Origin of the sequence: Bradyrhizobium sp. (assembly GCF_030693485.1) — a bacterium.
Classification (GTDB): domain Bacteria; phylum Pseudomonadota; class Alphaproteobacteria; order Rhizobiales; family Xanthobacteraceae; genus Bradyrhizobium.
On the sequence record NZ_JAUYAN010000209.1, the window covers coordinates 1 to 10552 of the forward strand.

At 63.9% G+C, this 10552-nt stretch carries 9 protein-coding genes and 2 pseudogenes; 5 read left to right on the top strand and 6 right to left on the bottom strand.

Going from position 1 to position 10552, the window contains the following annotated elements:
• Positions 1-1673, top strand: a pseudogene (locus Q8N40_RS15580) (autotransporter outer membrane beta-barrel domain-containing protein); the annotation flags it as partial.
• A 63-nt stretch (positions 1674-1736) separates the two neighbouring features.
• On the opposite strand, the gene Q8N40_RS15585 reads toward Q8N40_RS15580, so the two are convergent.
• A complete protein-coding gene (locus tag Q8N40_RS15585) occupies positions 1737-2549 on the bottom strand; it encodes a bifunctional 2-polyprenyl-6-hydroxyphenol methylase/3-demethylubiquinol 3-O-methyltransferase UbiG (protein ID WP_305712435.1) in 813 nt (270 codons plus the stop codon).
• Positions 2550-2600: 51 nt separating this feature from the next.
• Here Q8N40_RS15585 and Q8N40_RS15590 point away from each other — a divergent pair, with 51 nt between their 5' ends.
• Entirely contained in the window at positions 2601-2804 is a 204-nt protein-coding gene (locus Q8N40_RS15590; RefSeq protein WP_305712436.1) for a sodium:proton antiporter, read from the top strand.
• A 67-nt stretch (positions 2805-2871) separates the two neighbouring features.
• Here Q8N40_RS15590 and Q8N40_RS15595 read toward each other — a convergent pair whose 3' ends face one another.
• Together Q8N40_RS15595 and Q8N40_RS15600 are read right to left on the bottom strand one after the other, a co-directional pair.
• A complete protein-coding gene (locus Q8N40_RS15595) occupies positions 2872-4107 on the bottom strand; it encodes a PASTA domain-containing protein (RefSeq protein WP_305712437.1) in 1236 nt (411 codons plus the stop codon).
• 81 nt (positions 4108-4188) lie between these two features.
• The gene (locus Q8N40_RS15600) at positions 4189-5127 is read right to left on the bottom strand and encodes a GlxA family transcriptional regulator (RefSeq protein ID WP_305712438.1); all 939 of its coding nucleotides are present in this window, start codon (positions 5125-5127) and stop codon (positions 4189-4191) included.
• A 114-nt stretch (positions 5128-5241) separates the two neighbouring features.
• On the opposite strand from Q8N40_RS15600, the gene Q8N40_RS15605 reads away from it, so the two are divergent.
• Positions 5242-5937 carry a DJ-1/PfpI family protein gene (locus Q8N40_RS15605; protein ID WP_305712439.1) on the top strand — a complete coding sequence of 232 codons (696 nt, stop codon included), beginning with the start codon at positions 5242-5244 and terminating at the stop codon, positions 5935-5937.
• A gap of 49 nt (positions 5938-5986) precedes the next feature.
• On the opposite strand, the gene Q8N40_RS15610 is transcribed toward Q8N40_RS15605, so the two are convergent.
• Positions 5987-6397 carry an NADH:ubiquinone oxidoreductase subunit NDUFA12 gene (locus Q8N40_RS15610; protein ID WP_305712440.1) on the bottom strand — a complete coding sequence of 137 codons (411 nt, stop codon included), beginning with the start codon at positions 6395-6397 and terminating at the stop codon, positions 5987-5989.
• Between the two features lie 264 nt (positions 6398-6661).
• On the opposite strand from Q8N40_RS15610, the gene Q8N40_RS15615 reads away from it, so the two are divergent.
• On the top strand, positions 6662-7234 hold the full coding sequence (locus tag Q8N40_RS15615; protein ID WP_305712441.1) for a BA14K family protein: 573 nt from the start codon (positions 6662-6664) through the stop codon (positions 7232-7234).
• Between the two features lie 68 nt (positions 7235-7302).
• On the opposite strand, the gene Q8N40_RS15620 is transcribed toward Q8N40_RS15615, so the two are convergent.
• On the bottom strand, positions 7303-8199 hold the full coding sequence (locus Q8N40_RS15620; protein ID WP_305712442.1) for a DMT family transporter: 897 nt from the start codon (positions 8197-8199) through the stop codon (positions 7303-7305).
• Positions 8196-9095, bottom strand: a complete 900-nt coding sequence (locus Q8N40_RS15625) for a DMT family transporter (protein WP_305712443.1) — start codon at positions 9093-9095, stop codon at positions 8196-8198. Before Q8N40_RS15625 ends, Q8N40_RS15620 begins: the two co-directional genes overlap by 4 nt.
• Positions 9096-9785: 690 nt before the next feature.
• Here Q8N40_RS15625 and Q8N40_RS15630 point away from each other — a divergent pair.
• Positions 9786-10552: pseudogene (locus Q8N40_RS15630) on the top strand (vitamin B12-dependent ribonucleotide reductase); the annotation flags it as partial.

The window sequence follows — 10552 nt, forward strand, 5'->3', positions numbered from 1 at the left end:
GCCACCACGATCAATGGCGGCACCCTCACCGTCAACGGCTCGATCGTCAATTCCGCTGTCACGGTGAACACCGGCGGCACGCTCGGCGGCACCGGCACGGTCGGCGCCACCCAGGTCAATGCCGGCGGCACGTTCGCGCCGGGTAACGGCACGGCGAACTCGTCGCTGAACGTCACGACCAGCCTGACGTTTCAGGCGGCTTCGATCTTCATGGTGCAGGTCAATCCCGCCACCGCGTCCTTTGCCAATGTCACCGGCACCGCCACGCTCGGTGGGGCCACCGTCAACGCGACGTTCGCGCCGGGATCCTACGTCTCGAAGCAATACACCATCGTCCAGGCATCCGGCGCGGTCAGTGGCACCTTCAATCCGACGGTGGTCAATACCAACCTGCCGTCCAACTTCCACACCAGTCTGAGCTACGATCCGACGCATGCCTATCTCAACCTGGCGCTGAATTTCGGGATACCGGGCGGCCTCAACGGCAATCAGCAGAACGTCGGCAACGCGCTGACGAATTTCTTCAACACCACCGGCGGCATTCCGATGGCGTTTGGGTCGTTGACTCCAGCTGGATTGTCGCAAGCCTCTGGCGAGGCGGCGACCGGAGGCCAGCAGACCATGTTCAACGCGATGACGCAGTTCCTCGGTGTCCTCACCGACCCGTTCGTTGGCGCCCGCGGCGGCGCGGCTGGCGGCGGCGCGATACCGTTCGCAGAAGAAAACGATGCCGTGAATGCCTATGGGGCGGCACGCAAGCGCACCCTGCCGAGCGCGCCGCCTATGCGATGTTCAGCAAGGCGCCGCCGCGTACGGGCAACGATCCGCGCTGGAGCGTATGGGCCTCGGGCTTCGGCGGCTCGCAGACATCAGACGGCAATGCCGCGGCCGGGTCGAACACGGCGACCAGCCGCGTCTTCGGCATCGCGGTCGGCGCCGATTACAGGGTCTCGCCCGATACCGTCGCCGGCTTCGCGCTCGCAGGCGGCGGCACCAATTTTGCCATCGCCAACGGATTCGGCTCCGGTCGGTCCGACCTGTTCCAGGCAGGAGCGTTCGTGCGGCACATGGTCGGTCCTGCCTATGTCACCGGCGCGCTTGCCTATGGCTGGCAGGATGTCACCACCAACCGCACGGTCACCATCGCTGGCGTCGACCAGCTGCAGGCGCGGTTCAACGCCAATGCCTATTCCGGCCGCATCGAAGGCGGCTATCGTTTCATCGCGCCGGGCATGGCCGTGGGGATAACGCCCTACGCCGCTGGACAGTTCACCACCTTCGATTTGCCCGCCTATGCCGAGCAGGCGGTGGCCGGCGCCAACACCTTTGCACTCGCCTACGGCTCGAAGAGTGTCACGGCCTCGCGCGGCGAACTCGGGCTTCGGACCGATAAATCATTCGCTATGCAGGACGGCATCTTCACCCTGCGCGGTCGCGCGGCATGGGCGCACGATTTCAACACCGATCGCGCCATCGGCGCCACGTTCCAGACGCTGCCGGGTGCATCTTTCGTCGTCAATGGTGCCGCGCAGGCTCCCGACGCCGCTCTTGTGACCGCATCCGCTGAAATGAAATGGCTGAGCGGCTGGTCCGCCGCCGCCACCTTCGAGGGTGAATTCTCGAGCGTCACCAGGAGCTACGCCGGCAAGGGCCTGGCGCGATATTCCTGGTAGGCAGACGACTTCCGCTGAGGATGCGACGCTCAAAATGGTCCCCTTGCCTCACGGCCTCACGTTTCACGCGTCTTTTTCGCCCTGACCGAATACGATAAGGGAATACGGGGCACCCTCCGGAAACCGCCACATCCGGTCCGACGCCGGCACCAGGCCTGGCAGGCCCCACCAGGGCAGGACCTCGTGTTCCCTGAACATCGTAATTGTAAGTCCGGCATCAATGAGTCCGCCGAGCACTGCCGAGAGCGAGTGGATCCATTGCTGTGTTGATTGATGCGTCATGATCGTCGGATCGCCGGTGTAGGTGGTCTCGTCCACGAACTGCAGCGGCCGGTCGGAAGGGGTTTGGAAATCGAAGTTGGGCACGAGCTTTCCATCGTATTCTTCCAGCACGCTGAACGCCGGATACGCGTCGGCGAAGTAGAGCTCTCCGCCTGGCTCCAGCACGGACGCAACGACCTTTGCCCAGTGCTTCACATCGGGCAGCCAGCAAATGACTCCCCAGGTTGTGTAGACAAGGTCGAACGGGCCTGGCGCAAGATCCGGGGCCTGATCCACGGTACCTTCGACGAAATCTGCTTTCAGGCCCGTCTCATCGGACAGGCGTCGGGCAACATTCAGCGCGGCGCCGGAAAAATCGAGTCCGGTGACGGTCGCGCCGCGTCGCGCAAGGCACAACGTATCGCGGCCGATATGGCATTGCAGATGCAGAACGCGTTTGCCGGCGATGTCCCCGAGCTCGGCCGCTTCAATCTCGTGCAGGGCATCCTCGCCAGCCCGAAACCGGTCCAGCATATAATCACCGGTGCTATCGCGCGCATGAATGGCGGCGCGCTCATCCCAGTTCCGGCGGTTCATTTCGATGGGGTCGGTCACGTGAACCCTGTGTGACGTATCCTTCAGTCGCATTGCACACCAACCCCGCCCGTGCGGCGCGGCACGCTTTCCGTTTTCGGAACCGAGGTCGCGATTCAAGACCTCCTGCGAAACGCCACTATGATCGTGACGACCATTGCTTCTCTCGCCATCGCGCCGAAGGCGAACCACGAAGCGAACCGGCTATTGTGGACGCCGATTGCCGAGGTCGCGACGCTCTTCGCGCGCATTTTCGTCACGATCATTCCGGTGTAACCGTTGTGCTACCGAGTTGCGTTCTGCGTAGAACCTTGGGATGCAGCGGTGTAGGCAATGCTGCTCGCTATTTGATCTCGAGTTTCAGCTTGCCGGTCCTCACGACTGGAGTATCCGAATTGTCGGTGACCCTGAACTCGTATTCACCCTTCGACTTCGCAGCAGGCGTACCGCCGATCGTTCCCTGAGCGCCGTCCAATTGCAACCCGGCCGGCAGCATCGGCGTAACCGTCCATTTCAGCGGAACTTTCATACCGTTGGTCGAAATCTTCTCATCAAGCTTGATCGTTGGGTAAGCATTTGTTGCGGTACCGGACGGGAGGCTGTCGGCGGCAGCGTTTGTTGCCGGACCGGCTGGAGCGGGGTCGGCGACGCCGCCCTGTTCGATCGGCGGCTTGGGAGTGCTGGAATCAGCCGACCCAAAATAAAACCCGACAATGGTGCCCAATACGCCGATTAGCACCGACAGTACCTGTTTTCCTCTATCAAAACGTTTGTCGCCGTCGGGCCCTTCATTGAGTACGAGCGTCGAGATCGCCAAAATTATCGCTATTCCTACAGTTGCGAGCGCAATGAGAAAAGTTATCAGACCTCTTGCCACCTCTTTTTCGGCCAACGTTTTGAGAAATACCTGCTTCTCTTGGGTTATAATGTAACCAATCAGCCAAATAACGGTGATGCCAAGAACCGCAAATAGGATGGTCGGCAAGTAACTCATGAACCCGAAGCGGGAGCCGCGGGAAAGAAACAACTCTATCGGCGTAGCCGGCGTGACCAGCGTACCGGGAGCAGGATTCGTGGTTACAGCTCCGCCATATGGAACCTCATCGCTCGACCTATTCTTCACTGGACCAATCGTCAGTCCAGCACCTTTCAGCGCCGTTTCCGCGGCCATTCGCGTCAAACCCGTAACGTCGGGTACGCCGGTTTGAATTGCGTTGCCCGTCGGGACCTGAGCTGGTCCGCTCGATACATCCAGATTGACGGCCGAACTTTTTTCGACCTCCGTCCCCACGGCAGGACTTGAGCCAGTCACATTCCCCGCGGTGATATTCGGATGAGCCCCTGGTGTAACGTTGCCAATTTTCAGGCCGGCGTCCGTCAAAAGTGCTTCAGCTTCCGATTTGGATTTTCCGATTACGTTAGGTACTTCAACACTTGGCATAACAAATTCCTCACGCTGAAAAATTGAAGTATTTGTCGATGAATCAATTTCCGATCCTAGGTTACCTTTCCCTGAGTTTAAACCCTTGAGTTGATCTTTGTCTATCGCCTCTACGGTGGCGAAAGAGATGCCTTCCAACCCCAATTCTCCCAAAAGGCCCATTTTGCCGCTGCGCCGGCAAATGGCTCGTGTTGATCACCGAAGAAGCTTCTCGCCCCGTCACCCTGCCCGCGCCGCGCGCCGCAGCGATTGCGGCGGCTGGCCGAAGGCGCGGATGAAGGCGCGGCGCATCCGCTCGGGGTCGCGAAAGCCGGTGGCTTCGGCGACGCGTTCGATCGCCTCGGAGGAGGATTGCACGCGCTGCCGCGCCACCTCGATGCGCAGGCGCTCCACCGCCTTCGATGGCGTAGTGCCGGTCTCCGCGATGAAGGCACGGGCAAAATGCCGCGAACTCATGCCGGCCTGCTCGGCCATGTCCTCCACCGTCAGCGGCGCGTCGAGATGGTCGCGCGCCCAGGCCAGCAAGGGTGCGAAGCGGCCGCTCGGCGCCTTCAATTCCAAGAGCGAGGAGAATTGCGACTGGCCGCCGCTGCGGCGATGATAGAGTACGAGCTGGCGCGCCGCCTGCTGCGCAATCGCGTCGCCAAAATCCTCCGCCGCCATCGCCAGCGCGAGATCGATGCCGGCGCTGATCCCGGCCGAACTCCAGATGTTACCGTCGCGGACGAAGATGCGGTCCGGCTCCAGTTTTATCTTCGGATAGGTTTTGACGAAATGCCGGGTGCGCTGCCAGTGCGTGGTGGCGCGGCGGCCGTCGAGCAGGCCGGCTTCGGCCAGGATGTAGGCGCCGGAGCAGACGCTGGCGACGCGGATGCCGCGTTTTGCGATTTTGCGCACGAATGAAAGCGTCTCGGCGCAGGTCGCCGCCTGCCGCACCCCCTCGCCGCCGGCCACGATCAGGGTGGTGATCGCAGCCGACGGTTTGAGGCCCCGCGCCAGCATCTCGACACCGGACGAACTGCGAACCGGTCCCGGCGTCACCGCCAGCACCCTGATCGACGGCTGCTGGCCGGCGAAGCGCGCGGCGATCTCGAACGCCGAAATCGGCCCGGCGGCGTCCAGCAGCTGGAAATCCGGAAATATCAGCACACCGATCATGGGATTGGCCTATGTCCTGAAATGAGGGAAATATGGCATTTCGGACGCAAAGCCACCATGGCAGGCTGCGCCGGTCAAGCAAAACTTCGCCAGCCGAACCCCGAAAGGCCCATCATGTCCGCGCCGCTTCAGATCGGGATCGTCCTGTTTCCCAGGGTGACCCAGCTCGATTTCACCGGACCGCTGCAGGTGTTCTCCAGCGTGCCCGGCGCACAGGTGCATCTGATCTGGAAACGGATCGAGCCGGTCACCAGCGACTCCGTGCTGACGATCACGCCGACCGTCAGCTTCGCGGATTGTCCGCAGCTCGATGTGATCTGCGTGCCCGGCGGGCTCGGCACCGACGACATGATCAATGACGAGGAGATGCTGGCCTTCCTGCGCCGGCAGGCGGCGGGCGCCAAATACATCACCTCGGTATGCACGGGATCGCTGGTGCTGGGCGCCGCCGGGCTGCTGCAAGGATATCGCGCAGCGACGCACTGGACCGCGATGGATTTCCTCGCCGCGTTCGGCGCAACGCCGACGAAAACGCGCGTCTGCGTCGACCGCAACCGCGTCACCGGCGGCGGCGTCACCGCGGGCATCGATTTCGCGCTGACGCTGGTGTCGCTGCTGGTCGACCGCCGCACCGCGGAGGCGATCCAGCTGCGGCTCGAATACAATCCGGCGCCGCCGTTCAACTCCGGCTCGCCCGACACCGCGCCGCCGGAAATCCTCGCCTTGATGAAAGACAGGATCGCGGCGTCGCAAATCCGCCGCGGCGAAATGATCGCCCGCGCCGGCGCGAGGCTCGCCGCGCAAGCATGAGATACCGGGTTCGCGCTACTGCGCGCCCCGGAATGACGATGACGGAAGCTTAGTTGCCCGGCGTCCAGGGCTGGTAATCGCCGGTGGCCTTGGGACGGCGGCCGCTGGCCAGCGTCGAGCCGGAGGGCCGGTAGGCCGCGGGCGTCCCCGTCAGGTTGGGGACATGCGGCTTTTCCCATTCGCGGGGGCTGTAGCTCTCTTCGGTCGGCGCGACATCGACGGTGTGATGCAGCCAGCCGTGCCAGGATGGCGGCACCCTTGTGGCCTCGGCATAGCCGTTATAGACCACCCAGCGGCGCTGGAAGCCGAGCGTGGGATCGATCGCGCCGCCCCTGGTGCGGTAATACAGATTGCCCTGCTCGTCCTTGCCGACCAGTTCGCCGAACCGCCAGGTCCACAATTGCGTGCCGAAGGTCTGGCCGTTCCACCAGGTGAAGAGCTTCAGAAAGAACAGTTTCATGCGCGAGGCCGGTTCGAGAACGCTTGGCCCCTGATGCCATCGGCGGGCCGGATTGTCCAGTTCAAGTCGGCGCGCGCGGGCCGGTTGGACCGCGGCCACGCGACCAACACCCTTCTGTGACCCAGGGTCGCGCAATCGTTGCAATTCGTTCATTCCGCATACATTTCCCGCCTGACAGTCTGGGCCACGCACAATTGTGCCGGGCTCGGGAACGTCCGCCCTGTCCGAGGGTTTTAGACGCAGTCCCCTAAAATGGAGCCGATAATGACCAGTCTGAAGATATTGAGTGCAGCCGCTGTGATGGCCCTGGTGTTGCCCCTGGCAACGCCCACCGCTAGTTTCGCCCAGGGTAAGGGCGGCGGCGCTGCCATAGGTGGCGGCGGCATGGGGGGTGGCGGCGGTGGCGCTGCGATCGGCGGCGGCGGTGGATATCACGGCGGCGGTGCTGCGATCGGCGGCGGTGGCGGTTTTGCCGGCAGGGCTGGCGGCTTCGGCAAAGGGGGCGGTGTCGCTATCGGCGGCGGGCCGCGCTACAGCGGTGGCAGCAACTGGCAGGGCGGCAGCGTTTACGGCGGCCATCGCCGCCACTACCACCGCGGCTATGGCGGCTACGGCTTCGGTACCGGTCTCGTAATCGGCGGCGCGCTGGGATCCAGCTACGGCTATTATGGTGCTCCCGGCTACGGCTATTACGATGACGGCTATTACGACGAGCCGGTCGTCGCGGTTTCCCCCGGTGGCGATGACATCGAGTACTGCAGGCAGCGCTTTAAATCCTACGACGTGCGAAGCGGCACCTATCTCGGCTATGACGGCCTGCGGCACGCCTGCCCGTAACCAGGGCTGATACCGGTTGATAGGCTGATATCAAGGACGGCGCATCCCGGTGCGCCGTCCTTTTGCGTTCAGGAGCGCAGTGCCATCGTGACGCCGCCGAGCGTCACCACCAGAGCGGTGATCTCGCGCACGCCGAGCGGCTCGTGCAGCATCGCGCCGGCCGAGAGCACGCCGATCACGGGCACCAGCAACGTGCCGATCGAGGCGGTCGCCGCCGGCAACCGTTCCAGCGCAGCGAACCAGCAGACGTAACACAGGCAAAACTGGATCAGCGTCATATAGAGCATCGAGGCCCAGCCGATCCATGACAGCGCCGAAAGCTGCGGCTGTTCGACCACGAGGCCGATGATCGCGATCGGCAGGCAGCCGAGGCCGATCTGCCAGGCCGCCAGCGACAGTGGCGGCATGGCCAGCGGAAAGTGTTTTGTCAGCACGGTGCCGAGCGCGACGCAGATCGCGCCGGCCAGCACGCACAAATATCCCGGCAGCTTGACAAAACTGGCCTCGATTTCATTGCCGCCGATCAGAACCGCGATGCCGGCGAGCGCCACCGCCAGCGAGATCGCGCGCAACAACGACAGCCGCTCGCCGAGGATCGGCCAGGCTAAAAGCGCCACCCACACCGGAATCGAAATGGCGAGCACCGCGGCCTCGCTGGCGGGGAGCCACAGCAGCGCCAGCCCCATGAAGGCGACCCAGCCGCCGATCGTCAGCAGCGACACCAGCAACAGCCGCGACCACATCGGCCGCGGCACGGCCAGATTCTGCCGCCGCGCCACCGCGAACAGCGCCAGCGCCACGGCGCCGACGATGCCGCACAGCCCGCGCGACGACAGCGGCGGCCACTCGCTCAACAGGTTCTTCATGATCGGGAAGTTGAGGCCCCAGCCGACCGAGGTGACGGCGAGGAACGTGAGACCCAGCGGCGAGATGGTTTTCGCCGCGCGGGTTTGCAAGCCGCTCATGACCGCGTCGCCAGCACGACGCCGGCCAGCGTGAACACCAGGGCCGCGATCTGGCCGAGGCCGAGCGGCTCGCCCAGCGCCAGCGCGGAGGCCGCGACGCCGATCACCGGCACCGCCATGGTGCCGATCGCCGCCACCGACGCCGGCAGCCGCGCCAGCGCCGCGAACCACGCCACATAGGCCACGCAGAACTGGATCACCGTCGAATAGAACAGCAGGATCCAGCCGAGGTTCGACAGCGCGGCGATGTCGGTGATCTCGACCAGCAGGCCGACAATGGCGACCGGCAGACAGCCGATCCCGATCTGCCAGGCGGCGGCCGACAGCGGCGGCAGATTGAGCGGCAGCTTCTTCGCCAGCACCGTGCCGACGGCAAAACCGACGGCACCGCTGAGCGCCATGATGATTCCCGGCAGCTTCTCCACGCTGGCGGCAAGCCCGTTGCCGCCCATGATCGAGGCCAGCCCCGCGAACGCCATGACCAGCGAAATCACCCGCAACAGGTTCGGCCGCTCGCCGAGCACCGGCCAGGCCAGCATCGAGGCCCAGATCGGCATCGTGTAGGCGATCAGCGCGGCCTCGCTGGCCGGCAGCCACAGCAGCGCCAGCCCCATCAGCGCCATCCACAAGGAGACATTGAGCGTCGCCGCCAGCACCAGCCGCGGCCACAGCGCGCGCGGCACGTGCAGGCTCTGGCGCGACAACAGCGCCAGCGCCGCCAGCAGCCCTGCCCCGATCACGCCGGTGACGCCGCGCATGGTCAGCGGCGGCAGCTCGTTCAACAGGTACTTTGTGACAGGCCAGTTGAAGCCCCAGCCCACCGAGGTGATGGCGAGGAACATCAGGCCCGCCGGCGTGATCGCTGCGCGCGCCGGCGTTGGTCGTGGGTCGGTCATGTCGTGGCTGCTGGGGTGAACTGCCGGCGGGAATCGGCGGCACCTTGCCGGTTAAGACCGCAACTGACCATCGGCCGGCGGACATGCCTGCCCTCCCGTCCGTAGCCCTACGTGAGTCTCCCCGGAGCAACCCCCAAACACCCCCGAGGGCACAAAATATAGTTGCCCTGTGAACAGCGGGGCGAACTGCAAATTGGCCGCTCGATAACAAATATTTTCGCTAGGGAATCTCTGAGGACTCACTGATACTTGGGCCAGATCAGAAGGGTCGGCTCCCGCTGGTTTTCCCCAATTTGCACCATATTTAGTGTTTGATTCAGGAACTCGTACTAATCCTTGACGGGCGCGATGGAGTCGGCCTAGTTTTGGATCGTTCGGCGCCGGGGGTTTTCAGTCCCGCCGGACGCTCCCTGACAGGGTTCCAGATCGACCATTCCGAGCGCCTGGGAAGGCACGGGTGACGGGTTTGCTTGCCCTGAAACCGGACCCTGATGGAGGGCTTTCGGAACGACAAAAACGGGCCAACAATGGCCAGTGGTTGGGGCGTTGAAAGAGAAACAGGCCGGGCCACCGGCTGAGCTGCGAACGCTGGGACACGGGGGCGACTGTGTTCAGGGGTTTGCTCGAGGAAATAACACCCGGCCGCGGTGCAACGCGATCCGGATACAGACAAAAAGACGGGGCACGACCATGCGAATCGAACGACGCAACACCACCCAGGGCCAATCGCCGTACACCGGCATCGATTTCAGATTGACGACGTCGGAGATCCGCAACCCCGACGGCTCGGTGGTGTTCCGCCTCGAAAACGTCGAGGTGCCGGAGTTCTGGTCGCAGGTCGCCTCCGACGTGCTGGCGCAGAAGTATTTCCGCAAGGCCGGCGTCGCCGCCCGCTTGAAGAAGGTCGAGGAAGAGACCGTGCCGTCCTGGCTATGGCGCTCGGTGCCCGACACCGTGGCGCTGGCGAGCCTGCCCGAAGCCGAGCGCTATGTCAGCGAACTCTCGGCCAAGCAGGTGTTCGACCGCCTCTCCGGCTGCTGGACCTATTGGGGCTGGAAGGGCGGCTATTTCACGAGCGAAGAAGACGCCCGCACTTTCAATGACGAGCTGCGCTTCATGCTCGCCAAGCAGATGGTCGCGCCGAATTCGCCACAGTGGTTCAACACCGGTCTGCACTGGGCCTATGGCGTCGACGGCCCCGGCCAGGGCCATTATTACGTCGATCCCTTCACCGGCAAATTGACAAAATCGAAATCGTCCTACGAGCATCCGCAGCCGCATGCCTGCTTCATCCAGGGCGTCAGCGACGACCTCGTCAACGAGGGCGGCATCATGGACCTGTGGGTGCGCGAGGCGCGCCTGTTCAAATACGGCTCCGGCACCGGCTCCAACTTCTCGAGGCTGCGCGGCGAAGGCGAGCGCCTGTCCGGCGGCGGCCGCTCCTCGGGCCTGATGAG